The following is a 24,812-nucleotide window of genomic DNA, read 5'->3' as shown; positions in this document are numbered from 1 at the left end:
GAGGAGAGTGAGATTCACCGGGTCGATCACCAGGAGAAATGAATGATCTTCGAACTTCGTCCAGCGCATGTCGCGCGTGCCCTCGCCGCACTGTGTGCCCTTCCGATTCTGTGGACCTTCGCAGTAGAGGGAATCACCACGACAACGGAATACGACTACAGCACGGGCGAAGTGTCCTCGTCGAGCGACCTGGGCTCTCAGATCGGAAGCGTCGCGATCTGGATCGTCCTCGCGATCGCATTTGCCGCCGGTGCATGGTATCTGGAGAAGCAGCGCATCGGTTGGCCGGCCGCGGCGCACGAGCAGCTGGTCAAACTGCAGCTGGCATCACCCAACCGAGAAGAGTAAAGGTCCCTACCGCTTCCGATCGCCGGCGCGGAGAAGATTACTGGGAACCGTATGGCCCACTATCTCCTCTGCAACGGCAGCGGCACGAATGCTCGCATCCAGGTCGATACCTGTCGCGATGCCCATGTCTTCGAGCATGTAGACCAGTTCCTCCGTCGCGATATTGCCACTGGCACCGGGAGCGAACGGACAACCACCGAGACCTCCGGTGGACGCGTCGAGGTTTCGAACACCGTGCTGCACAGCCGCAAACGCGCAAGCAAGACCAGCGCCACGCGTGTTGTGGAAGTGCGCACCCAAGCCGAAGTCACCTACTCTTTCGCCCACAGCGTCGATCAATCGTCCGACACGTCCCGGCGTGGCAGTGCCGATGGTATCTGCGATCGAGAACTGATCAGCACCGAACTCCTTGGCCTCCTCCGCAATCCGCAGAACACGATCCGGGTCGGTTGGACCGTCGAACGGACAGTCCCAGGCTGTGGCCACGATGACCTCCACCCGTCCTCCGGCGTCGTGGACGATCCTGACGACCTCTCCGATACGTTCGGTCGCTTGCTCCGTCGTCGACCGAGTGTTGGCCTCGCTGTGGCCATTCGATGCCGACACAACATATTCGACGGTTTTCATTCCTGCGGCGACGGCCCGTTTCGCTCCACCGATTCCGGCGACCAATGCCGAGAACTCGATGCCGGGCCACTGGTGCAGTTCTGCTGCCAACAATTCCGCGTCGGCCAACGCCGGCACAGCGCGCGGTGAGACGAACGACGTCGCCTCGATACGCGAAACACCCGTCGCAGCCAGAGCGTCGACAAGACGAAGTTTCTCCGCCAGCGACACCGGGTCTTCGATCTGCAACCCGTCCCGTGGTCCGACTTCACGAATACTGACTGCTGGAATACCCACGCCAGGTACCGACATGTCAGATCACGCCCTTCATCTTCAGTTCTGCCTGCTCGCCGTCCGAGAGTCCGAGGAGCCCGCCCCACACCGAGGAGTTGTCGTGACCCGGCGCCGACGCTCCCGCGTTGCGCACGGATCCGGGTGTCTCACTGAAGGTAGGCACGACGCCCAGGCCGAGGACGTTTTCACCGATCCGCTCGTCGTAGTGGTCGACGAGCATCCCCCGCTCGATCAGCTGCGGATCCTTGACGACATCTTCAACCGTATTGATCGGCCCGGCAACAACTCCCACTTCGGTGAGGCGTTCCACCAGGCTGGTGGGATCTTGGAGCGCGACCCAGGCACTGATCAGTTCGTCGAGCTCGTCCTGATGTTTGCCACGCGCAACATGATTGGAGAAGCGGTCGTCATGCGCTAGTTCCGGTCGCCCCATGATGGTGCACAGACGCACGAAGAGCGTGTCCTGATTGGCTGCGATCACCACCCAGTTTCCTTCAGAGGTCTGATAGATGTTGGACGGCGCAATACCCTCCAATCTCGTTCCCGAGGGCTGCCGGATGATCCCGCCCCGATCGTAATCCGGGATCGTGGATTCCTGCACCGCCAGACAGGATTCCGTGAGGGCAACGTCGACCACCTGACCATGGCCGGTCCGCTCTCGTGAGAGCAACGCCGCCAGCACTCCCTGAACGGCGAACATCCCGCCAAGAGAATCTCCGAGCGAAAGGGCAATACGCGGAGGCGCCTGCCCTGGATAACCGTTCAGATGCCGAAATCCGCTGACCGCTTCGGCAACCGAGGCGTAGCCGGCGCTCTTGGCTTGCGGTCCGCTCTGCCCGTAACCGGATACCCTGGCCAACACCAACTTCGGATTGCGCGCACTGAGAACGTCGAATCCCAGGCCCCACTTCTCGAGGGTGCCCGGCCGGAAGTTCTCGACCACCACATCGGCATGTTCGATCAGATTCAGAAACAGGTCTCGTCCCGCGTCGACGCGAAGGTCCAACGTCACACACCGCTTGTTGCGGGCGTGAACCGTCCAGAAGAATCGATGACCGTCCTGCTCGGCCTGACCCCAGGTACGAAGCGGGTCCGGGCGGTCCGGCGATTCGATCTTGATCACGTCGGCGCCCATGTCGCCGAGCAGTTTCCCGGCGAAGGGCCCGGCGATCAAGGTTCCGAGTTCAATCACCCGATATCCGTCCAGGGGCCCGGTGGGCGCACCTTCCGACACAGCTGCCTCCTCTGGGAACTTTTCTCCCCTTGAAGGCTACGTCACCACCCGATATCGCAACATCATGTCGTGGTCTTCGTGATCGAGCATGTGGCAGTGCCAGACGTACCCCTGCAGGTCCCCCATGCCGACTTCTCCGTGTGCCGAGTGGTCTGCCATGGAACCTCTCGCGAAAGTTGCATCCGGATCGAAGCCCAACTCGTCGGCCGTCGGAAAGCGCACGATCACGCGGGTAATCGAGTTGGCATCCACGATGACAGTGTCTTTCTCCCCCGTTTCCCAAACTTCGGGAGGCCGCAGCGGGGAGGTCACGAATTCCTCTGCCGACGGCGTCCACCGGACCCCCAGATCAGGTACCGGGTACCGCTGCATGAGCGCTGCAGTGTCGATGTTCTGGCGCCCCACAACGCGGAACGCCACCAGGTGCAGATGAATCGGATGTGGTTCCGTGGTGATGTTGATCAGATTCCATTGCTCGACGGCTCCCTGACGTGGCAGTTCGATATCCGAATCGGTGAACCTCAAATTGTTGAGCGACATAGTGATCGACGGGTAATCCGAGGGACGCGACAGCTGCATGATCGTGAGATTTCGCACCACATCCGGGGACGCCGGTTCGGCAGCAACGGAATTCAGCTGCTGCGGGATCGAGCCGGTGAATCCCTTTGCGTTGCCCACGTCGAACCGACAGAAGACCGGCATCACCTGCGTGCCGCGTTGCGCCACCGCAAGGGGTACCGGTTCGTCGTTGCGCAATTCCACCGTCGTGCCCGGCTCGAGCATACTGAAGTCGACAAGCAGATCAGCGCGCTCACCCGGACTCAACCGAACGTGATCCGTCGGCGCCGGGGCGGCCAGTAAACCGCCTTCGGACCCGATCACCCAGAACCGCATACGATTTGCGAAATGCAGATTCCACACCGAATAGGTTGCGGCGTTGAGCAGTCGCAATCGATACAGGCCGCGGGCAACCTCCACTTTCGGCCACACGACGCCGTTCACCACGCCAACGTCACCGGGGGTCGCCGGATCCCATGAACCTTGCGGAGTGAGCCACGTGGAACGGACACTCTGTTGACCGTCGGAGGTGAAGACCTTGTCCTGCAGAATCATCGGAAGCTCGAATTCGCCGGACGGCAAGCCGAGAGAATTCCCGGTGGTGCCTGTATCTGCGTCGTCACGGAGAAAATACATCCCGACCAGCCCGGCGTAGACGTTGAGGCGCGTCATTCCCATGGCGTGATCGTGATACCAAAGATTGCCGGCGGCACGACCATTCGTGTACTCGTGAACCAAACCTTCGCCCGGACGCTGAATCAGCTCCGGATGCCCGTCGAACTGCGGTGCAGTAACTCCTCCGTGCAGGTGAAGCGAGGTGGGGACCTGTGTGCGGTCGAGGTCGCTGACGCCGTGCAGACCCGGATCGACATCCGCGGCAAGCGGATACGCAGAAATGTCATTGGCATATCGGACTGTGACGAGCTGATCGACGTGAGCTTCGATGGTGGGGCCCAGATAATCCATTCCGCCGTAACCCAGCGACGGCGACGACGGTAGGTCCGGATGGAATCGGTGCATCGACGATGCCGCACGAAGCTCCAGGTTGCCACCCGAAATGCCCGGCAGGACAGGAAGGGTCTCCCGAAACGGTTCCAGACGGGGCGACGGAAGTTGGAACGGGCGCAGTGGATCGACATCAGGTGGTCGAGCCGTCGCTGATCCAGCGGACAACGCGCTCAGACCGGCCAGCAGGCCAAGCCCTTGAACAAACGATCGGCGACGGATCTTGTGTGACTCGTCCACTCACGGCCCCCTCACGCTGACGGCATCCGGAGCGGGTTACCCGCGTGCTCGCACGGTCAAACACCGACCACCTTCTCCAACCAGGGTTTGAGAATGGGTAGAACATGAGTCGGTTGCATTGCCTGCGTGTGATCCAGACCGTCGAGTACCTCGATATCCCACCCTGCCGACCGAACGGCGTCGAGGTCGAGATCGGCCGGCGCGACCCGTACCCCACCCCATCGGTCACCGTATTCGATGACGTCTCGCGAACCGACGAAACACATTCGCGGACAAAGGATGCGCCCTTGAATCGTTCGATCGTCGAATTCACCAAGTGCGCGGTACAGCGTCACGAACTGCCGGGTCTGCGCTCCGGTCAACGCAATGTCGATGGAGTTCCAATCGAATTCGTCTGATGATGCCGTGGGCTGTGATGTGCGCTGGGGCGGTTCACTCGCCATGCGGTGTGTAGCTTCGGTAACCTGGAGCATCGCCTTGTACGGCCCATCCACCGGCGGGAAACCACCCATGACCAGTGCGGTCAGACGATCGGTGCGCAGCGCCAACTGCAATCCGCACAGTGCCAGCCAGGAGTATCCGTAGTAGGCGAACTGGTCGATCCCAGCCGAATTCGCCACAGCCAGAATGTCGGACGCGATGTTGTCGGGAGTGAGCGTGTCCGGCGCGGGCGACGCCATCCGGTGCCCTTCGTAGTCGAAGGCAACCACAGTGAAGTTCGACGCCAACCCTTCCATGAATGTTCGACCGAGCGAGGGGTCAACGCCCCAGGCGCGAAGTTCGTCCGCCTTGATGCCGGTAGCCGAAATCGGATTCACAGGTATCAGCACGGCGGGGCCATGTCCGAGAACCTCGACCTCGATAGATGTCCCGTCGTGAAGTCTTGCCTCAACCATGTCCACTCCCAAATCTTTACACTGTAAAGTAATTAAGAATAGCGCGACTCCACGAAAGCGACAAGATGAACAAACAGGCAGGCCGACGCGATATCGCACGCACGATTTCACTTCTGTGGCGTCAACCCGAGACGCCTTCCGGCCGCCGAGGACCGAAGCCCGCGCTGTCCACGGACACAGTCGTTGACGCCGCGATCGAAGTCGCCGACGCCAACCCCACGACACCGTTGTCGATGCGCATGATTGGCGACCACCTCGGCCGCACTGCGATGTCGTTGTACACCTACATACCGGGAAAGGACGAACTGCTGGACCTGATGTACGACCGGGCGCATGCCGAGCTACCGCCGATCGCAGACACCGGCGACTGGCGCATGGCACTCTCCGACTGGGCCGCCGCACTCTTCGCCCTACATACACGCCATCCGTGGACATTGGATGTCTCGTTGGCGCGCCCCGTCCTGGGTCCGCACGAGCAGGCAGGACTCGAATCACTCCTGTCCATTCTCTACTCCACAGGTCTCGATGCTCCGACCATCCGCAGATCGGTGAGCATGCTTTTCCATTTCATCCGGGGGTCCGCGCGGACCTTAGCTGAGATCCGAAGCGCCTCGACCATCGGAGATTCCGAATCTCATTGGTGGGCAGAGTCTTCTGCTGCACTGGCCGATGCTGCACCGGATTTCGTGGACGACTTCCCCCACACGACGCAGTTGGGTCGGGAGGCCCCACCGGTACCGGGCGGCGACTTCTATCTCGAACGAGAAACCGAAGAGTCATTTACTCAGGGCCTACAGATCCTCCTTGACGGTATCGAATCGAGGATTCGAAAACGCTCTTGACTCGAACGCATGTTCGAGTATGATTTGGGGAGGGGATCGGGGGGTTCAATGAGTGTTTGTCTGTCGGAAGTGGTGTCGGGTTCTGCGGTGGGGTTACGCGGACGGTTGTGGCAGTTGACTGCTGCCGAGTTGCGCGCTGCTGCTGTCGAGGCGAGTGCGGAGATTCTTCGTCTCGAAGCTGTGCGGGTGGCAGTGGTCGACGAACTGTCGTTGCGCCCGGATGATCAGGTGATCGCCAGCCGCGGGGTCGGTTCGTGGTTGGCGGCCAACACGATGCTGCAGGTTCGGGACGGGAAGAAGATCGCCGCCCTGGGTGCAGCTTTGCGGCCGTTTCCGGCGGTGGGAGCTCGGTTCGATTGCGGGGATTGCTCGTTCGATCATGCCGTGTTGATCGTGGCGTTCTGCGAATCGCCACCTAAAGGCATGCCGGAGGAAGCACTACCGAAGTGCATCGATCTGTTGTTGGCTGCCGCGTCGGGGGTGGAAGCGACAACGACGAAGGTGCGGAACGTGATCGCGACCTTGGAGCGAATCTTCGAATCCGATGAAATTCCACCCGCCGAAGACGTCGACCGGAACGAGCTCCGCATCGCCTCGACGCTCAATGGTCGCGTGGTGGTGCGCGGGGATTTCGACGCCCTCACCGGCGAAATGCTGCTCTCGGCCCTGTCGAACCTGACGATGCCCACCCCGGCGCCGGATGGAACCCCGGATTCTAGGTCGGCGGCGAAACGCACTGCCGACGGGTTCACCGAACTGATCCGCCGCTATCTCGACTGCGCCAAAACAGGCACAGACGGTGGTCAACGCCCGCACGTGAACGTGCACATCAACGCTCGGGATCTGGCCGAGCACCGGGACTGCGCCGCAACACCCTCCACTGCTGATGACGGAATGGCTGTATCGGATCTCGATGTCGGGCACATGCCCTGGCTCGGACCGCTGTCGGTGTCGCAGACCCGACTTCTCGGGTGTGATTGTTTCCTCTCGACCGTTCTGCTCGACGATCACGGCGCGCCCTTGGATGCGCAACCAGGGAAGAGGTTGGTCACCGCCGAACAACGCGTCGCCCTCATCGCCCGAGACAAAGGCTGCGCCTTCCCGGGCTGCACATGCGTGCCCGCGTGGACTGATGCGCACCATATCCGGCACTGGGCCAACGGTGGCCCGACGGTGATGAACAACCTGGTCCTGCTGTGCCGTTCACACCACCGACTGATGCACCGAAAATCAGGGTTCGTCGGGAAATGGGAAATCCGAATAGGAGTCGACAACAAACCCTGGTTCATTCCGCCGCCCTCGATCGACCCCGGGCAGCAACCGCGCCCGGCGAACACCACATTCAAAACCTGAGAACGAACCTCAGGCACAACAGAACACGGCCGAGCACCGCATCGAAGGGATCCCCCCGATGCGGTGCCAACAGGCCGTGGCGAACCCGTCAGACGGCCTGCGCAACCTTGGCGGCTCGCGGGAATCGCTCCCGAATCTCCGCTGGCGTGACAACTCTCGGGTCCAGGGGTTGCTCGTCACGCAGGTGGCGCTCCAACACCTTGCCCGTCATCGGCGCAATGACTTTCAGAGCAGTGGTCATGTTCTTCGGTGAACTACCCAACCGGACTGCCGTTCGCACCGCGGGCGCAATTGCTCTGTCCAACAACGCTGGCTGATCGAACCCACCCATCGTTCGCATCCAGCCGGGCAAAGTCGCGATAGTGGCCGGCGCGACCAATCGGCTGAATGTCGCGAACTTCGTCTTCCCCTGCGCTCTCGGTGTTCTCAACAAGTAGTGCATCGCCCGGTTGGCACGCTCGGAGGTACACAATCTGGGCCTGACTTCAGCGAAGTACTCACGTACCTCTTCTCGGGAGCGTGGAACGTCGGAGGTCTTGCATGTCTGTAGTTCGGCAGCGATCACGCATTCTTCCCAGTACCGCTGCTCTTCGACAGCTGAAAGCGGGCCCGGCCCATACATCTCGTAGCACTTGAGCACCGAATGCCAACCCGTCACGTGGATCCAGAGTTGTGACGCCGGATTGTTTGCGCTGTAACGAGTTCCGGTGATCGGTTCAATGCCCGTGGCCTGAGCATGAACTGTCATGAGGTGGTCGGACAAGGCCAATGCCGTCCGCCCGTCGGCAGTGGCGACGGTCAGGAAGTACGCCAAGGTTCGGTCGAGTCGCCCGGCCGGATCGCTGTAAATCCCGCTCATGTCTGCCACTGCGGCAGCCAAGAAGGGGTCGAAGTGCTCGAGCACCACCGACCGCTGGAACCCGATCAGCGCTGTCGGCGCGGCCCAGATCTTCCAACTGGGTGATCCTGGGCCGAAGAAGCCGTAATCCTCACGCGGTCGATTCATCGTCAGTTCAGACATTTCATTCCTCCCCGTTCGTTGAGCCTGCACCGTTCATTTCGTAGGCACCAGACAAGGCGACTACTTGCTGCCAGACGTACTCGAATCGCTCCGCCGCGAACGTGGGGCGCCGGATAGATGCCAGTGCCAACCGTTGCTGATCTTCACTGGCGCTGGGTTTTCCGTACAACTCCACCGCTGCAGCACTGAAGTCGCGGACCAGGACATCGAAGATCTGATCCAGCACCCCACCGTTCCGCTGCTCCTCGTCCAATCCCAAGATCTCGGCTTGTTCGAGGATCAACTGGCCGTAGACGACGAGGGTGAAGAGTTCGGTGATCGCAAGGCCGAAGTCCAAGTCGACCTGCTGCGCCGCATCCGGTGCAGCTTCGGCTAGAAGGGTCACGAGCGCTTCTGCCTGCTCCACGAACAGTGCAACGTTGGGAACATCCGCAAACTTCGCGTACACCGCTCGCCAGTCGTCGAATCGAACTTTCGACAACCCCCGTGCCGGACCCTGACGGAACAGGAACTCGTCGTCGGGTGCGTCGTTGCGCGTCGGAATCGCCGGAAACGACTCGGGGGCAAAGAGGTACGCCGGCATGAACTTGGCGATCAGGGCGAGATTGACGGCGACGGTCCCCTCGAGCTTGGGCAGCCCGTCGACATCCATCTTGGCCACCGCGAGGTAGCTGTCCTTCTCGAAGCCCTTTGCCGCAGCGATGTCGGAGAGCAGTCCGATCACCTTCTGTGCCTCGGTTGTCACCTTCATCTTGGTGACAGGATTGAACAAGAGGTAGCGGCGGTCCTCGGGCGATGCGGTGCGGAAATAGTCCACCGCACGATCCGAGAAGAGCCTCATCGCCAGCAGGCGCGCGTACGCGTCGACGAATTCACGTCGTACGTGTGGGAACGCCGTGACGGGATTGCCGAACAGGATTCGATTGTGCGCGTGGGTAATCGTCTCGTACAAGGCATGAGTCGACATACCGATTCCGCCGAAGCACAGGTTGAATTTTCCGATGTTCACGGTGTTGAGTGCGGCACTGAATGCTGCCTCGCCGGTATGCAGGATATCCTCTGCCGCAACGGGATAGTCGACGAGTGAGAACTCCGCTACGTACATCTGGGCCGGAACGATGTTCTTCACCACGGCGAATGCCGGATGGTCCGAGTCGGCGTAAAAGAAGACGTACTGATCAGTGCCCTCCACTCCGTCGACACGGCCGAAGACAGAGACCGTGTTGGCGCAGTTGCCATTTCCGATGTAGTACTTCGAACCGCTGGCCAGGTACCCGCCGCTGCCGTTGGGCGTCAAGACCATGTCGGTGGAGTAGACGTCCGCGCCATGCTCTTTCTCGGACAGTCCGAATGCCGCAACGCCTCCGGAAGCCAAAGCGGAAGCTGCTCGCGCCCTTGCCGTCTCGTTGTCGCTCTGCCACACCGGCCCGAGACCGAGGATGGTCACCTGCCACGGGTACCAGTAGTTGAGTCCGTAGAAGCCGAGGATCTCGGACAGCGCGGCGATACGGCTGGTATCCCAGCGCTTGTCGGAGTCACCGCCGCTGTCGCGGGCGGGCGTCAGAAATGTGGCGAACAGACCTTCCTTCGCCGCGAAATCGAGGAAATCGGAGTAGAAGATCTTGTCGTGATAGTCGGCCAGGAGTCGGTTCTTTCCACGCGCCTCGAACCAGTCGACGGTCGCGCCCAGCAGTCTCCGCGTGGTCGCGTCGAACTCCGGCCGATCGTACGTGGAGGGATGGAGCAGCAGATCATTCGGCACTAAAGAGGTCGACGCTGTCATAGCGGTTGTTCTCCTCGAGATCTCGGCAGAGGCGCCTCACTGAGCACCATTCGAATACAACGCCACCGTAACAATTGCAGACGATGAATACAACGGTTGCGTATTATTCACGAAGAAGTGGCAGGCAGATTAGGGTGAGAGCGGAGGTGATGCACACGATGACCAGGTCACAAGCTGACGCAACGGATACACCGCGGCGCAAGTACGCCCCTCGCATGGCGCCCGAGCAACGTCGCGAGCAGCTCCTCGACGCAGCATTCGAGGTCACCGGCCGCGTTGGCCTGCACAACCTCAGCATGGAATCCGTCGCTGCCGAAGCCGGTGTCGGCAAGCCCGTCCTCTACACGATTTTCGATACCAGGACCGATCTCGTCGCTGCACTGCTGCGCCGCGAGCACGAGCGAGCCATCGCTCAGGTGCTCGAAACCATGCCGACAGATCTGAGCGAACTCGGCCCAGCGGCGTCGTACACCGGGACCGTCGGCGCCTTCGTCGACGCCGTACTGGAGAACCCGACGCGCTGGCGCCTGATTCTGACGTCTGTCGAGAACGCCCCCAGCGAGTATCACGGCTTGTTGAAGCTCTCTCGCGGAGCTGTCTTCGCCCGCGCCGAAGAACTGGCCCGCGCCGGGATTGCCCTCGAGTCGAAGCTCGAAGGCCTTGATCCGGTTCTCCTCGCACACACCATGATGTCGTTCGCCGAAATGCTCGGACGACTGGCCGTCAGTGATCCCGAAACCTATACCCGAGAACGACTTTCCAGTTTTGCCGTGGCTCTCGCACAATCGGTCGGGCGTTAGCGGCCGACTGAAACCTGTCGGTCGGATCTGCTTCAATACACGCATGACATCACCATCGATCGAACCGCTACAGCTTTTCGAAACGTCTCCGGGCAACTGGTCACTGATGCTCACCGACCAGCATTTCGGCAAGGTGGCATCGATATTCGAGCAGGTAGAGGGTTTCGAAGGCTCCGGTTACGACTGGGCGTCGGTCGCCCACGCAGTGGTAGGCCGCGATGCACCGCATCTGGAGGGCCGCTTCGGCACCGATCCCGAAGCGGGCATGTTTGTTGCGTACGGCAGCGACAACGGAGCTCTCGGTGAGCTCGGAGCGCTACTCGCCAAAGCGTATTCGGATGCCGAGTACCTCGGTGGCCTGGTCGCCATTTCCGAACTCGACTAGAGCGCCTGTCGAAACGACACCGGCCCCACACCTAGGTGCGGGGCCGGTACCGAACGAAAGATCTAGCCGACCAACAGCTCGGCAATCTGAATCGTGTTGAGCGCGGCACCCTTACGCAGGTTGTCGCCCGAAACGAAGAGCGCGAGTCCGCGTCCCTCCGGGACACCCGGATCCTGACGGATACGACCGACCAGCGACGCGTTGCCACCGGCAGCGGCCAGCGGCGTCGGAACCTCGACCAGCTCGACGCCCGGAGCGTCGGCGAGGATCTCCTTGGCGCGAGCAACCGAGAGCGGGTTGGCGAACTCTGCGTTGATCGCGAGCGAGTGCCCGGTCACGACGGGAACGCGCACGCACGTACCCGAAACCAACAGATCGGGAAGTCCGAGGATCTTGCGGCTCTCGTTGCGGAGCTTCTGATCCTCGTCGGTCTCGCCGCTTCCGTCGTCGACCAGCGAACCTGCCAGCGGCAGGACGTTGAACGCGATGGGGGCGACGTAGTTGTTCGGGGCCGGGAAGTCGACAGCACTGCCGTCGTGAACCAGCTTCTCCGCGTCTCCGACTACGGCGCGCACCTGGCCGAGGAGTTCCTCGACGCCGGCGATGCCGCTACCGGACACGGCCTGGTAGCTGGAGACGATCAGACGCTGCAGACCCGCTTCGTCGTGCAGAGCCTTCAGCACCGGCATCGCTGCCATGGTGGTGCAGTTGGGGTTCGCGATAATGCCCTTGACCAGGTTCTTCGTGTCCTGCGGGTTGACCTCGCTGACCACGAGGGGAACCTCGGGATCCTTGCGCCATGCCGAAGAGTTGTCGACAACGGTCGCGCCGGCAGCAGCGAAGCGCGGAGCCTGGGCGCGCGAAAGCGTCGCACCGGCTGAGAACAGGGCGATGTCGATGCCCTTCAGGTCCTCATCCGATGTGGCGGCCGCATCCTCGACGATGATCTCTTCGCCGCGGAAGGGCAGCTTCTTACCGGCGGAGCGTGCAGATGCGAAGAACCGCACCTTGTCCGCGGGGAAGTTCCGCTCTTCGAGCAAAGTGCGCATGACGATGCCGACCTGACCGGTCGCACCGACAACAGCGATAGTCGTCATGAGAAATTACCGTCCCGTTCCAGCGTGTACTACTGCTTCTTCTTCGCCACCGAGCCCGAAAGCGTCGTGGATGACACGTACAGCGTCGTCCAATTCGGTGTCCTTGACCAGCACTGAGATGCGGATCTCAGAGGTCGAGATGAGGTCGATGTTGATGTCTGCCTTGGCCAGCGCCTCGCAGAACGTGGCGGTGACGCCCGGGTGGCTCCGCATTCCGGCGCCGACCAGGGAAACCTTGCCGATGTGGTCGTCGAACAAGATCTGCGTGAAGCCGATGTCTTCCTGACGCTTGGTCAGGATCTCGACGGCGCGGGGGCCGTCGGCCGTCGGAAGCGTGAAGGTGATGTCCGTCTTGTTGGTCTCCACCTTGGAGATGTTCTGCAGCACCATGTCGATGTTGATCTCGGCATCGGAGACTGCGCGGAACACCTTGGCAGCGTGTCCCGGTGTGTCCGGCAATCCGACAACGGTGATCTTGGCTTCGCCGCGATCGTGCGCGACTCCGGTGATCAGGGCCTCTTCCACAGGAATGTCCTCCATCGATCCGGACACGATTGTTCCGGGCTTGGTGGTGTATGACGAACGGACGTGCACAGGCACGTTGTAACGACGGGCGTACTCGACGCACCGGAGCATGAGCACCTTGGCACCACACGCTGCGAGTTCGAGCATTTCCTCGAAGGAAACCGTCTCGAGGCGGTGAGCGTCGGGGACGATGCGCGGATCGGCGGAGAAAACGCCGTCGACGTCGGTGTAGATCTCGCAGACGTCGGCGTTGAGTGCAGCTGCCAACGCCACGGCAGTGGTGTCCGAGCCACCGCGTCCGAGCGTCGTGATGTCCTTGCTGTCCTGGCTGACGCCTTGGAATCCGGCGACCAGAACGATCGAGCCTTCGTCCAGCGCAGTGCGAACACGGCCCGGCGTGACGTCGATGATCTTGGCGTTTCCGTGGCTGCCGGTCGTGATGACTCCGGCTTGTGAGCCCGAGAACGAACGAGCTTCGGCGCCGAGGGAGTGAATTGCCATCGCTACCAAGGAGTTGGAGATGCGCTCACCCGAGGTCAGCAGCATGTCCATTTCACGGGCCGGCGGGGAAGGGCACACCTGCTGAGCCAGATCGAGCAGCTCATCGGTGGTATCGCCCATCGCTGACACCACGACGACGACATCATTGCCGGCCTTCTTGGTCTCGACGATCCGTTCAGCGACTCGTCGGATGCGCTCGGCGGTTGCCACCGAGGATCCGCCGTACTTCTGGACGACGAGAGCCACGCGTTTCTACCTCCAGGTCGAAATTGTTTACAGATACCAGAGGTCGAGCTTACCGAGGTGGTCCTGGGACTTCCCGATGCGTACTGCTGTTCGCCTCAGATCCGCGCGGGATCAGTTGCGAGATCCGCGATCGCATCAACGTCGCAGAACGCGAGCCACCGGCAACGTAACCGACCACCGTGACGGCAACTCCGCAGGCGAGAAGCACGCGGATACTGCTGACCAGCGAAACTGCCAGCGCGTCGTACACCGCGACTGCCGCCTCAGATGACGGTATGTCTGAATTCTGTAAATAGACCCGCCGCACGACGGCCAGCGCCACCAACAGGGCGATCATCGCCACCGCCGTCGCCAGCCCGACCAGGGACAGTGTGCGCATTCTCCTCGGCGCAACTGCGACGGCCGCGATCGCACAGGCCAGCGACACCCACGGCAGCCAGGCCGCTGCCCGGTCGAGAGTGTTCGAGAGGTCCTGGGCCCGCACCAGCTCGTCGGATTGCAGGATCTCGAACTGCGGATCGAACGTCGGAAGACGATCGACGACGGTGAATCCGCGATCGCGGAGGTCCGTCCGCAGTTCTGTCATGATCGGCTCGAGGGACAAGGTGACTGTTCCGCTGTCGTCGGACCGAACGATGCCGTCGGTGGCTCTGCCGGTCACCATCGCAGCAAGTTGCGCGTGCGCCTGACGGTTGGCCGCGGTCCAGAGCGTCGCGAACTGGTCGCTGGAGACCAACGACTGAGCCGCCTCCCGAACAAGTTTCTCGGCTTGTCTCGTCACCACCTGCGGAAACCGGTCCAACCGCTGCGTCAGTTCCTCGGTCAGCCGATCAACGACAGCCGCTTGGACAGCAGGTTCGGAAGCCAACGGGGCAACCGTCTCGACGTAGCTGTCGGTGTCGTTCACCTGGGTGTGGACGAACAGCGCGAGCACCGAGCCGGCAGCACCGAGACCAGCGAGAACGATCAGCAGTGAACAGACGATCCAGCGGATCGAGCGCATCACGTGTGCTTGGCGCGCGCCGGTCGAATCTTCGCGGTGATGTGGTGAATGCGGTGATCGTCAGCGGGTATCCGGAAGGTCTCGGTAACCCGAACGGTCATCAGGTTCCGCCCGAACAACCCGGCGTCGAGGAGGTAGTCAGCCGTCAGGTCGTCCCCGTCGACCGTCCACTCCACCTCACGAATGTCGCGGATCACGCGATACTGAGGACCTCCGGAAAGGCTGCGCCGCAAATGATTCCCCGAAAATCCGGTCTTGAGCCCGACCTCGTGGCGTACCGCGTCCGGAGCCAGCGGTACGGAACTGCCATCGTGACTGCGGAGCGCGTCGAGGTACGTGCTCGCCACGGCGATTCGGGGATCCATGGACGACAGTCCACCATTTTCGGGGCCGAAACGGCAGCACAATTCGGCGACAAATTGGACATGAGGGCGAACCCCACCGATTTCTCGCGAAATCCAGGAGTAGAGTGCTGTGCATGCAGCGCGCACTCCTTCTTGGTTGCCGCGACGGGGTCTGATCCAGACTGGCCTCCCGCCGCGGGGTTTTTGTGCGCCGGTCGACCAAGCCTTCCGGACTCATGGTCTTGACCAACAGGTCAACAGGCCGGGTCCACAATCCTGGAGATCACACCCATGTCCCCCGCTGACGCATTCACCACCGGCACTCGCACCATCACCCCGCCCACGAAGCCGGCACCGTCCGACCAGCCTGCGTGGAACACGCAGAAGAACTCGTCGATGCCGACGTTCCGCTACCGCCCGTTCGCCGAAGAGGTCGAGACGGTCACGCTGCCCGACCGCACCTGGCCGGACAAGATCATCGACCGAGCACCCCAGTGGTGTGCCGTTGACCTGCGCGACGGCAACCAGGCGCTGATCGATCCGATGAGCCCGGCGCGCAAGCGTCGTATGTTCGATCTCCTGGTTCGTATGGGCTACAAGGAGATCGAGGTCGGCTTCCCGTCCGCGAGCCAGACGGACTTCGATTTCGTTCGCGAGATCATCGAGGACGGCGCCATCCCGTCCGACGTCACCATCCAGGTGCTGACGCAGTCGCGTCCCGAGCTGATCAAGCGCACGTTCGAGGCCTGTGAAGGTGCCGAGAACGCGATCGTGCACTTCTACAACTCCACCTCGATTCTGCAGCGCCGCGTCGTGTTCCGCGCCGACAAGGACACGATCAAGAAGATCGCCACCGACGCCGCCGAACTGGTCCTCGCCGAGTCGAAGAAGTACCCGGACACGAACTGGCGCTGGGAATACTCGCCCGAGTCCTACACCGGCACCGAGCTCGAGTACGCCAAGGAAGTATGTGACGCCGTCACCGAAACCCTGGGTGCGACGCCGGCCAACCCGGTCATCCTGAACCTGCCCGCCACCGTCGAGATGGCTACACCCAACGTGTATGCCGACTCCATCGAGTGGATGCACCGCAACCTGGCCCGCCGCGATTCGGTCATCCTGTCGCTGCACCCCCACAACGACCGCGGCACGGGTGTCGCTGCAGCCGAGCTGGGCTACCAGGCCGGCGCGGACCGCATCGAAGGCTGCCTGTTCGGCAACGGTGAGCGCACCGGCAACGTCTGCCTGGTCACTCTCGCTCTGAACATGTTCACGCGCGGCGTCGACCCGCAGATCGATTTCTCGAACATCGACGAGATCCGTCGCACGGTCGAGTACTGCAACCAGCTGCCCGTCCACGAGCGTCATCCGTACGGCGGCGACCTGGTCTACACCGCGTTCTCCGGCAGCCACCAGGACGCGATCAACAAGGGCCTCGACGCCATGAAGGTCGACGCCGACAGCCAGAACTCCGACGTCGACGACATTCTCTGGCAGGTCCCCTACCTGCCGATCGACCCGAAGGACGTCGGCCGCAGCTACGAGGCCGTCATCCGTGTGAACTCGCAGTCCGGCAAGGGCGGCGTCGCATACATCATGAAGGCCGATCACGGTCTGGTGCTGCCGCGTCGCCTGCAGGTCGAGTTCTCGCAGTCGGTCCAGAAGATCACCGACGGCGAGGGCGGCGAGGTCTCGCCGAAGGAAATGTGGGACGTCTTCCACGAGGAGTACCTCGCTCCCATCACCCCGCTCGAGCGCATGAAGCAGAAGGTCACCGCGTCCGAGGAGGACGGCGGCACCGATGCGATCACCGCGATCGTCAAGGTGAACGGCAAGGAGCAGGAGATCTCGGGTACCGGCAACGGCCCGCTCGCTGCCTTCGTCGACGCGCTGGGAAGCATCAACTTCGACGTTCGTGTCCTCGACTACTCCGAGCACGCGATGTCCGCCGGTGACGACGCCCAGGCCGCGGCCTACGTCGAGTGCGCCGTGACGGGCCCGGAGGGTCAGAGCACCGTCGTCTGGGGTGTGGGTATCGCCACGTCGATCACGACGGCCTCGCTGCGCGCTGTGGTCTCGGCAGTGAACCGCGCCAGCTGACACTCAGCTCCCGACTCGTGAACAATCCCTGGCCTCACCCGATTTTCGGGTGGGCCAGGGATTGTTTTCAGAGCACTGAAGATTTTCGGTCGATGTTTTCGATTCGGCATGACATTGGTCCCGAAAGAGTCGGTTAGCGAAGTTAACAAAAAGAATTCACCCATCGAGGATGATGCAGACGCCCCGTGCGCGTGAGATAGTCAGCTCAGACAAATCCGACTTGTGAAATGGAGCTCGACAATGGATTCCTTTTGGGACTTCCTCTGGCTGATCATCATCAGCTTCGCGTTCATCGCGTACTTGATCCTGCTCTTCTCGATCATCACCGACCTGTTCCGCGATCACAAGACCTCTGGCTGGGTGAAGGCAATCTGGATCGTCTTCCTGTTCTTCATTCCGCTGCTCACCTCGCTCGTCTACCTGATCGTTCGCAGTGACGGAATGGCACAGCGGTCCCTCGAGGCTGCGCAGCAGGTCAAGAACGCGCAGGACAGCTACATTCGTGAGGTTGCCGGAAAGTCCCCGGCCGAATCCATCGCAGATGCAAAGGCACTTCTCGACGCCGGCACCATCAGTGAAGAAGAATTCGCAGCACTGAAGGCCAAGGCTCTCGCCTGATACCGGCCCTCACTAAGCGACCCTCACTAAACCGTGAGGATTGCACTACCGAAACGGGAGCGACACTAATCGTGTCGCTCCCGTTTTGTGTTCATTCACCAACAGCTGCCCATTCACCGACAGCCGTTCATTCACCAACGGCCTTCATTCACCGACAGCACGCGCGACGTCACGAAAGGCGTCGAGCACGACTCCGATAGCCGGACTGCGGTTGGCGTGTAACCGAGTTGCCAATTCATAAACTCGTGCAGCGCGCACTCCCGCCACCGGTTTCCTCGACACTCCGGGATGCGTGATCGCGTATCGCGGCATCAAAGCCACGCCGTGGCCCGCCGCCACCAGCTCTTCGATGACGCGGAAATCGTTGATCCGATGAGCGACGCGAGGCTGGACGCCGGTTACCGACGCAACCGACAGCAGAACGTCGTCGACCGGAAACCCGCCGCGCACGCTTATCCAGTTCTCGTCGGCCAATTGTTCCAGCCGGACCGAATCCTGCTCGGCGAGTGGATGATCAGGCCGCAGCACCAGATCGATCGGTTCACGCATCAGCGGTTGCACGCTGACCCGGGGAAACGACGTCTCGGCTCCGCGTTCGTCACGGTGAGTGAGGATCACATCGTGATCGGCCAACAGCCCAGGGACGGCGGACGCCGGTTTGTCGGCGTCGTAGGCGTCGATGTCCACGTCCGAGTTCTTCAGCGCCGTCAGGACACCGGGCAGCAGGAGCGCCGCGCCGGAGGGAAAGAACGCGACTCGCACCTTTCCCCGCGGCGAGCCTCGGTACGACGCCATCTCGTCCGCCGCCCGGTCTAGCGCCGCCACCACGTCGTCGGCGCGAAGCACCAGCGCTCGACCCGCGTCGGTGAGGCGCAGCGTGCGCCCGTCCGGTTCGAGGAGCGAGACCCCCGCTTCTCGTCCGAGGATCTTGAGTTGTTGCGAGACGGCGGAAGGCGTCATCGAGAGGGCGAGAGCAGTAGCGCCGACGGTTCCTCGGTCGGCGAGCTCGCGGAGGATTCGCAAGCGCGTGGCATCCATACGGTGACGAATATCCATGTAGCAAAACTACATGGATAATGCATCTATATTCGCTTGTTCTGATGCTTCGTAAGGCTCACGATTAACGCATGACTCCCCGCGACCGTCTCCTCGGCCTGACCGTGATCGTCTTGTGGGGTCTGAACTTCCTGGCCATTCGCGTCGGCCTGGATCATTTCCCGCCGTTCTTCTTCGCAGCGCTGCGGTTTCTGATCATCGCGATTCCGGTGGTCATCTTCGTGCCGCGTCCACAGGTGCCGCTCCGCTGGCTGCTGCTCTACGGATTCGGTTTCGGATTCGGCCAGTTCGTCTTCCTCTTCTGGGCGATGCATTCGGGGATGCCGACGGGCCTTGCATCACTTGTCCTGCAGTCGTCAGCACCGTTCACCGTCCTACTCGGCGCTTTCCTGCTCCGCGAGAAGCTCAGCGTCTGGCAGGTCTCCGGTATCGCCGTCGCCGTTGGCGGGATGTCCTTGATCGGCTGGGACCGCTCGCACCACGCGGCACTGCTGCCCGTCGTCCTCACACTCCTCGGCGGCCTGTCCTGGGCGTTCGGCAATCTCGGCAGCCGCTTGGCTGCGGCAAACACCGTCGGCGAGCCTGCACCGATGCGCTTGATGTTGTGGATGTGTGTCATCCCGCCGTTACCGATGCTCGCTCTGTCAGCCGTGGTCGAAGGCCCCACAGTCGGCTGGCACGCACTCGGCACCGCATTCAGCGCCGACGCCTGGCCGTCGCTGGTCGGGCTGGCCTACATCATTCTGCTCGGCACCATCGCCGGATCCGGGCTCTGGACGATGCTCATGGGCCGCTATCCCGCCGGCATGGTGGCGCCGCTCTCCTTGCTGGTGCCAGTCGTGGGAATCGGCGCGTCCTGGCTGTTCCTGCACGAGGATCCGAGCCCGTTGTCACTGGTCGGGGCGGTCATCGTGATCGCCGGAGCGAGCGCCGCACAGATGAGACGTAAGCCCGCGAACACTGTTTTCTCGGACACACCTGCAGCCTCACCACCGGCGCGACTCGGCGTCTGACGACGCCCTGTGCCAAACTCGGGCCGTGGGAACTGGACTATCGATCACAGCGCGCGGAAAGCTCGCCATGCGAGCTGCCGCAGCAGCATCTTGGGCATCGCAGAAGGCCGGTCGCGGCAAGGGTTCGATGATCGGCGGGCTGATCGCCCTCAAGATCGACCCGACGCTCATGACTCAGCTCGGACGCGGCAAGCGCACCGTCGTGGTCACCGGCACCAACGGCAAGTCGACGACCACGCGTATGACCGCCGCAGCGCTCGCGACACTCGGTGACGTCGCCACGCAGGCCGACGGCGCCAACATGGATGCCGGGATCGTGGCCGCCCTGGCCGCGCGTACCGATGCGACGCTGGCGGCACTCGAGGTCGACGAACTGCACGTCCCCCACGTAGCCGACGCCGTGAACCCGGAAGTGATCGTGCTGCTGAATCTCAGCCGCGATCAGCTCGACCGGGTCGGCGAGATCAACATGATCGAACGGAAACTGCGCGCGTGCGTCAACGCGCATCCGAATGCGGTGATCGTCGCCAACTGCGACGACGTACTGGTCACCTCCGTGGCATACGACGCCACCAACGTCGTGTGGGTTGCTGCCGGCGGCGGTTGGGCCGGCGATTCCGTCAGCTGCCCGCGCACCGGCGAACCCATCGCGTGGGAGGGAAAGCACTGGCGCAGTACCGGTTCCGACTTCGCGCGGCCCGAGCCGACCTGGTGGCTCGACGACGACAATCTCTACGGCCCCGACGACCTGAAGATTCCGATGACGTTGACCCTCCCCGGAAAAGCCAACCGCGGCAACGCAGCTCAGGCCGTAGCGGCTGCAGCGGCTTTGGGTGCAGATCCGGTCGGGGCAGTTGCCGCCGCATCGACGGTTCAAGAAGTCGCAGGTCGATACAGCACCGTCGAGGTCGGACCGCACTCCGTTCACATGCTGCTCGCGAAGAATCCCGCCGGCTGGCAGGAAGCGCTGTCGATGATCGATCCCACGGTGGACGGTCTGGTCATCGCGGTGAACGGTCAGGTGCCGGACGGCGAGGACCTCTCCTGGCTGTGGGACGTGAGGTTTGAGCACTTCGAAGGTGTCAAGGTAGTGGCCGCCGGTGAACGCGGAACCGATCTGGCAGTTCGCCTCACGTACGCGGGCGTCGAGCACACTCTCGACCCGGACCCGTTGCGCGCCATCGCTTCCTGCCCTCCCGGACGTGTGGAGGTACTGGCGAACTACACGGCCTTCCGTGACCTCAACACTGCCATCGCGAAGGAGTCTCGCAATGTCTGACTCGACAGTTCGCATCGGTCTGGTACTCCCCGACGTCATGGGCACCTACGGCGACGGCGGCAATGCCCTGATCCTGCGTCAGCGTCTGCGGATGCGCGGCTACGACGCCGAAATCGTAGACATCACCCTCAGCGATCCGGTCCCCGATTCGCTCGACGTGTACACGTTGGGTGGCGCCGAGGATTCCGCTCAGCGCCTCGCCACGCGTCACCTCGCGAAATACCCTGGCCTGCAACGTGCCGCCGAGCGCGGCGCACCGGTTCTGGCGATCTGCGCTGCCATTCAGGTGCTCGGCAACTGGTACGAAACCTCCAGCGGCGAACGCGTCGACGGTGTCTCGATGCTCGACGTCACGACCTCGCCGCAGGAGAAGCGTTCCATCGGCGAAGTCATCACGAAGCCGTTGATCGACGGACTCACCGCGCCCCTCTCAGGTTTCGAGAACCATCGCGGCGGAACAACTCTGGGTAGCTCAGCCTCTGGATTCGCACGTGTCACCCATGGTGTCGGAAACGGCGTCGGCGACGGATTCGAAGGCGTCGTGCAGGGTTCGGTGATCGGGACGTACATGCACGGACCCGCTTTGGCTCGCAACCCCGAACTCGCGGACCTCCTGCTCATGCGCGCCTTGGGTGTGAACGAGCTTGAACCCCTGCATCTGCCCGAGGTCGACAAGCTCCGCAAGGAGCGACTCGCGATTCGCTGAGCCAGTGTCGTCCGTTCGGACGACTGTTGACCGGCCACGTCAGCTCGTAGCCTCGTTCCATGCGTCTTCGTGTGGCGATCTGTATTGCGGCGACTGCGATCATTGCCGTCGGGTGTTCGACGCAGGGCAGTGGCGGGCCCAAAGAAGCAGGCGGGACCCAGCAGGTAAGTGTCACTGCTGATCCGGCTTCAGAAGCGAGCGCAACGGCGCCTACCGTCATCGTGCTGGACGCCTCGGGGTCGATGAAGCAGGACGACGCTCCCGGTCCTCGAATCGATGCCGCCAAGAACGCGATTCACACTCTCGTCAGTGGCCTCCCAGACGATGCTGCGCTCGGTCTGATCGCGTACGGCACCGCCACGGGTAGCAGCGACGCCGAGAAGGTCGCGGGTTGCCGCGACATCAAGACCGTCGTGCCACTCGGACCACTCGATCGAAATGCATTCGCAGCGGGAATCGACGGGCTGTCCGCGTCGGGATACACGCCGATCATGGCTGCGCTTCAACAAGCCGCCGCCGCACTCCCCGCCGATGGTGAGCGCACGATCATCCTCGTCTCCGACGGGGAGGACACCTGCTCGACCGAACCTCCGTGTGAGTCCACCCAAGCGATGCCCCACGATCCTGACCTGACCATCCACACCATCGGATTCAAGCTCGACGCCGCTGCGTCCGCCCAGCTGAAGTGCATCGCCGACGCAACCGGGGGCATGGCGATCGACGCTGCCAACGCGGCGCAACTCACCGCACGACTGGCGGTTGCCTCGGATCCCGAATCCGCACGGGAGCGACTCTCCACCAGCGGCTTCCGCAACCTTCGGATCGGCATGACGGAGGAGGAAACGCGGAAAGCCGCCGGCGACCTTGCGCCGGTATCGAAGACCGGAACAGTGGTCGTCCAGTGGCAGGACTGCGAATTGACCTTCACCGACGGCGTTCTCGTCGAAATCGCGCCCCGGACCGGCGCTGCCACACTGGACGGACTGACCGTCGGCCAGAAGATGCAGCGTGCCGCCGAACTTTACGGTCCCTTCACTGCCACAACCAATTCCGACGGGGAATCCGTCGCAGTCTTTCCGGCCGACACCGAAGCGGGAACCGGCTATCGCATCACCTTCACACCCGAAGGCAAGAAGGCGGATGAGGGAACGATCACCCGCATAGTCCTCTGCCGATGCTTGCCTGCGACTGCGGGATCATCGGCAGGCGGTACCCCGACCGAGATCGTGAATCTTGTTGCCGTCGACGGTTCCGGCAAACCCAAATCCGGTTGGAGCGTCCAAACGCCGGCCATGAAGATCAGCGAGTGCTACGCAGCATCACAGTCGGCTGTCACGCCGGGAGTCATCACCTGCGGAAGCACCGCAGACGGGGCGGACGCGTGTTGGCCCGGTCCGGAGCCCGATTCGATTCTCTGCCTGCAATTTCCCTGGGGAACAGAACTGATCACCGCTCGGGGAGTCGACGGCGTCGAGGCCTATCCGCCGCCCGCCGACCCGACTCCCTTCGGGCTCGAACTCGAGAACGGTCTTCTCTGCCGCGTCCGACACGGCGGTTCGTGGCCCTCTACCGAATCCGACCCCCGTCTGGCGGGCGCCTACTCCTGCCGAGGGCAAGGGGCGGATACCCCCATCGTGTGGGCCGAAAACACCTATCCGATCGATCGTTCCGAAGATCGGTGGACCGTGCTGGTCGGACCGTCGAAGGGACCGTTGGAAACCGTCGCCGTCACCAAGGCGATATTCCTTGCCGCCGAATGAGCGCTCAGACGGTTTCGGATTTGCCCTCGGTCAGAATCAGTTCCACGGCCAACAGCGCGGCGCAGGCCAGTCCCGCGACCAGTTCGGGCACCGCGGTGTAGGTACCACCGAGCACGACGACTATCGCGACCGAGAACGGCACGAGGGTGCGTACCGAGGAGTCGTGTAGTCGAATGTGGATGAACCACAAGGCGGCAAGGATGACCGCGACCGGAACGGTGACGGCAGCACCCGTCACCAACGCGCTGCCGTCACCGTGATGAGTCCAGAAGTCGACGCGCGAGGCCAACCCCGCACCGATGGCGGCAGCGGCGGCGAAGATGAAGTAGTGACCGAACCCCCAGACGAAGGGTGAGACGTTGTCACCGCCGATCACTTCGCCTGCATTGCGTTGGAAGTACAACCACCACAGGCTGAAGACAATCAGAATGCCGCCGATCACGACGTAGGTGACCTGCGCTGCCGGATGCTCACCGTCGACCGCGTCCTGAATCGCGATGGTGGTCGAAAGGATCGTCTCGCCCAGAACGATGATGAAGAACAACGAGTACCGCTCCGCGATGTGATGCGGGTGCCACGGCGTCATGCCCGGCTTCTCCGACCAGATCGGTACCGCGAATTCGCACAGAACCAACACCAGGAACGTCGGGACGTAAACGGCGGACGGCACGAAGTAGAAACCGATCCAACCGATCTGGACCAACACTATTCCGAGAGCGTATCGACGCGCCGTGAGCGCATGTTCGGGGTCGTTCCGCGAGACCCTGAGCCATTGGATGACCAGGGCTATTCGCATGATGACGTAGCCGACGATGATCAGCAGGGCGTCGTCGTTGAAGAAGCGGACGATGCCGGCTGCAAGGACCAGCGATCCGAGGATCTGGAATATGGTCAGCAGCCGGGCGATTCCGTCGTCGTTGTCGTACGCCGAGGTGAACCACGTGAAATTCAGCCACGTCCACCAGATCGCGAAAAACGCCATCGCGAAGTGCCCGACGCCCGAAGCCACGTGCCCTTCGCTGATCGCGTGGTGCAGGCCGGTGGCCGCTTGAGCGACCGCCACGACGAAGCAGAGGTCGGTGAGCAGTTCGAGCGGCGTCGCCACCCGGTGCGGCTCGTGCGGGTCCCGCGGAACCAACGGCCTGATGAACGAACTGGTGCGATTCACGAAGGGCAGAGTAGCGCGATGATTGCCGACG

The 24,812-nt window shown here is 62.5% G+C and carries 23 protein-coding genes; 11 read left to right on the top strand and 12 right to left on the bottom strand.

Translation table 11 applies throughout. The features are described from left to right. The first annotated feature begins 42 nt into the window (after positions 1 to 42). Positions 43 to 348, top strand: a complete 306-nt coding sequence (locus EHW12_RS02250; RefSeq protein ID WP_007732306.1) for a hypothetical protein — start codon at positions 43 to 45, stop codon at positions 346 to 348. 6 nt (positions 349 to 354) lie between these two features. Here EHW12_RS02250 and EHW12_RS02245 read toward each other — a convergent pair whose 3' ends face one another. From EHW12_RS02245 to EHW12_RS02230, 4 genes are read right to left on the bottom strand one after another with little or no spacing between them, the layout of a single operon-like run. Continuing rightward, on the bottom strand, positions 355 to 1,266 hold the full coding sequence (locus tag EHW12_RS02245; protein ID WP_058227105.1) for a hydroxymethylglutaryl-CoA lyase: 912 nt from the start codon (positions 1,264 to 1,266) through the stop codon (positions 355 to 357). 1 nt (position 1,267) lies between these two features. Next, on the bottom strand, positions 1,268 to 2,482 hold the full coding sequence (locus EHW12_RS02240; RefSeq protein ID WP_058227104.1) for a CoA transferase: 1,215 nt from the start codon (positions 2,480 to 2,482) through the stop codon (positions 1,268 to 1,270). A gap of 36 nt (positions 2,483 to 2,518) precedes the next feature. Beyond that, complete coding sequence (locus tag EHW12_RS02235) at positions 2,519 to 4,285, bottom strand: multicopper oxidase domain-containing protein (RefSeq protein ID WP_064111983.1); 1,767 nt, start codon at positions 4,283 to 4,285, stop codon at positions 2,519 to 2,521. 56 nt (positions 4,286 to 4,341) lie between these two features. Then, positions 4,342 to 5,181 carry an alpha/beta fold hydrolase gene (locus EHW12_RS02230; RefSeq protein WP_007732299.1) on the bottom strand — a complete coding sequence of 280 codons (840 nt, stop codon included), beginning with the start codon at positions 5,179 to 5,181 and terminating at the stop codon, positions 4,342 to 4,344. A gap of 65 nt (positions 5,182 to 5,246) precedes the next feature. Here EHW12_RS02230 and EHW12_RS02225 point away from each other — a divergent pair, with 65 nt between their 5' ends. Together EHW12_RS02225 and EHW12_RS02220 are read left to right on the top strand one after the other, a co-directional pair. After that, positions 5,247 to 6,023: a TetR/AcrR family transcriptional regulator C-terminal domain-containing protein gene (locus EHW12_RS02225; RefSeq protein WP_007732297.1), complete on the top strand. Its 777-nt coding sequence runs from the start codon at positions 5,247 to 5,249 to the stop codon at positions 6,021 to 6,023. A 48-nt stretch (positions 6,024 to 6,071) separates the two neighbouring features. Further along, positions 6,072 to 7,376: an HNH endonuclease signature motif containing protein gene (locus EHW12_RS02220; protein ID WP_125050236.1), complete on the top strand. Its 1,305-nt coding sequence runs from the start codon at positions 6,072 to 6,074 to the stop codon at positions 7,374 to 7,376. Between the two features lie 88 nt (positions 7,377 to 7,464). On the opposite strand, the gene EHW12_RS02215 is transcribed toward EHW12_RS02220, so the two are convergent. Both EHW12_RS02215 and EHW12_RS02210 read right to left on the bottom strand, forming a co-directional pair. Next, entirely contained in the window at positions 7,465 to 8,397 is a 933-nt protein-coding gene (locus tag EHW12_RS02215; protein WP_007731493.1) for an oxygenase MpaB family protein, read from the bottom strand. Position 8,398: 1 nt separating this feature from the next. After that, positions 8,399 to 10,180 carry an acyl-CoA dehydrogenase gene (locus EHW12_RS02210; RefSeq protein ID WP_164490545.1) on the bottom strand — a complete coding sequence of 594 codons (1,782 nt, stop codon included), beginning with the start codon at positions 10,178 to 10,180 and terminating at the stop codon, positions 8,399 to 8,401. A gap of 158 nt (positions 10,181 to 10,338) precedes the next feature. Here EHW12_RS02210 and EHW12_RS02205 point away from each other — a divergent pair, with 158 nt between their 5' ends. Both EHW12_RS02205 and EHW12_RS02200 read left to right on the top strand, forming a co-directional pair. Beyond that, a complete protein-coding gene (locus EHW12_RS02205) occupies positions 10,339 to 10,980 on the top strand; it encodes a TetR/AcrR family transcriptional regulator (RefSeq protein ID WP_037130914.1) in 642 nt (213 codons plus the stop codon). A 43-nt stretch (positions 10,981 to 11,023) separates the two neighbouring features. Beyond that, positions 11,024 to 11,365 (top strand): Imm51 family immunity protein, encoded by a 342-nt coding sequence (locus EHW12_RS02200; RefSeq protein ID WP_003943507.1) that lies wholly within the window; start codon positions 11,024 to 11,026, stop codon positions 11,363 to 11,365. Positions 11,366 to 11,427: 62 nt separating this feature from the next. Here EHW12_RS02200 and EHW12_RS02195 read toward each other — a convergent pair whose 3' ends face one another. Genes EHW12_RS02195 through EHW12_RS02180 form a run of 4 tightly spaced genes read right to left on the bottom strand, consistent with a single transcriptional unit; the run spans position 11,428 to position 15,102 of the window. Then, a complete protein-coding gene (locus EHW12_RS02195) occupies positions 11,428 to 12,462 on the bottom strand; it encodes an aspartate-semialdehyde dehydrogenase (RefSeq protein WP_125050235.1) in 1,035 nt (344 codons plus the stop codon). 6 nt (positions 12,463 to 12,468) lie between these two features. Further along, a complete protein-coding gene (locus EHW12_RS02190; protein ID WP_003943494.1) occupies positions 12,469 to 13,734 on the bottom strand; it encodes an aspartate kinase in 1,266 nt (421 codons plus the stop codon). Positions 13,735 to 13,783: 49 nt separating this feature from the next. Then, positions 13,784 to 14,737, bottom strand: coding sequence for a hypothetical protein (locus EHW12_RS02185; RefSeq protein WP_125050234.1), 954 nt, complete (start codon positions 14,735 to 14,737; stop codon positions 13,784 to 13,786). Further along, positions 14,737 to 15,102 carry a hypothetical protein gene (locus tag EHW12_RS02180; protein WP_003943492.1) on the bottom strand — a complete coding sequence of 122 codons (366 nt, stop codon included), beginning with the start codon at positions 15,100 to 15,102 and terminating at the stop codon, positions 14,737 to 14,739. The genes EHW12_RS02185 and EHW12_RS02180 overlap by 1 nt, the downstream gene beginning before the upstream one ends. Positions 15,103 to 15,372: 270 nt before the next feature. Between EHW12_RS02180 and leuA the strand changes: the two genes are divergently transcribed. Together leuA and EHW12_RS02170 are read left to right on the top strand one after the other, a co-directional pair. Further along, a complete protein-coding gene (gene leuA, locus EHW12_RS02175; RefSeq protein ID WP_003943488.1) occupies positions 15,373 to 17,181 on the top strand; it encodes a 2-isopropylmalate synthase in 1,809 nt (602 codons plus the stop codon). Between the two features lie 240 nt (positions 17,182 to 17,421). Continuing rightward, positions 17,422 to 17,799, top strand: coding sequence for a PLDc N-terminal domain-containing protein (locus EHW12_RS02170; protein ID WP_003943489.1), 378 nt, complete (start codon positions 17,422 to 17,424; stop codon positions 17,797 to 17,799). A gap of 144 nt (positions 17,800 to 17,943) precedes the next feature. On the opposite strand, the gene EHW12_RS02165 is transcribed toward EHW12_RS02170, so the two are convergent. Continuing rightward, positions 17,944 to 18,837 carry a LysR family transcriptional regulator gene (locus EHW12_RS02165; RefSeq protein WP_125052512.1) on the bottom strand — a complete coding sequence of 298 codons (894 nt, stop codon included), beginning with the start codon at positions 18,835 to 18,837 and terminating at the stop codon, positions 17,944 to 17,946. Between the two features lie 89 nt (positions 18,838 to 18,926). Here EHW12_RS02165 and EHW12_RS02160 point away from each other — a divergent pair, with 89 nt between their 5' ends. The 4 genes from EHW12_RS02160 to EHW12_RS02145 are packed head-to-tail and all read left to right on the top strand — an operon-like array spanning position 18,927 to position 23,613. Continuing rightward, positions 18,927 to 19,868 (top strand): EamA family transporter, encoded by a 942-nt coding sequence (locus EHW12_RS02160; RefSeq protein ID WP_003943484.1) that lies wholly within the window; start codon positions 18,927 to 18,929, stop codon positions 19,866 to 19,868. Positions 19,869 to 19,893: 25 nt separating this feature from the next. Continuing rightward, positions 19,894 to 21,147: a MurT ligase domain-containing protein gene (locus tag EHW12_RS02155; RefSeq protein WP_125050233.1), complete on the top strand. Its 1,254-nt coding sequence runs from the start codon at positions 19,894 to 19,896 to the stop codon at positions 21,145 to 21,147. Then, complete coding sequence (locus tag EHW12_RS02150) at positions 21,140 to 21,853, top strand: hypothetical protein (RefSeq protein WP_007731510.1); 714 nt, start codon at positions 21,140 to 21,142, stop codon at positions 21,851 to 21,853. The genes EHW12_RS02155 and EHW12_RS02150 overlap by 8 nt, the downstream gene beginning before the upstream one ends. A gap of 59 nt (positions 21,854 to 21,912) precedes the next feature. After that, on the top strand, positions 21,913 to 23,613 hold the full coding sequence (locus EHW12_RS02145; protein WP_007731512.1) for a VWA domain-containing protein: 1,701 nt from the start codon (positions 21,913 to 21,915) through the stop codon (positions 23,611 to 23,613). Positions 23,614 to 23,617: 4 nt separating this feature from the next. Here the strand turns inward: EHW12_RS02145 and EHW12_RS02140 are convergent, their stop codons facing one another. After that, positions 23,618 to 24,781 (bottom strand): low temperature requirement protein A, encoded by a 1,164-nt coding sequence (locus tag EHW12_RS02140; protein WP_030535704.1) that lies wholly within the window; start codon positions 24,779 to 24,781, stop codon positions 23,618 to 23,620. Between the last annotated feature and the right edge of the window lie 31 nt (positions 24,782 to 24,812).

This window comes from Rhodococcus sp. NJ-530 (genome assembly GCF_003860625.1).
GTDB classification, from domain to species: Bacteria; Actinomycetota; Actinomycetes; order Mycobacteriales; family Mycobacteriaceae; genus Rhodococcus_F; species Rhodococcus_F qingshengii.
The sequence above is the reverse complement of the archived record's forward strand: the minus strand, read 5'-3'. Positions and strand labels throughout refer to the sequence as shown.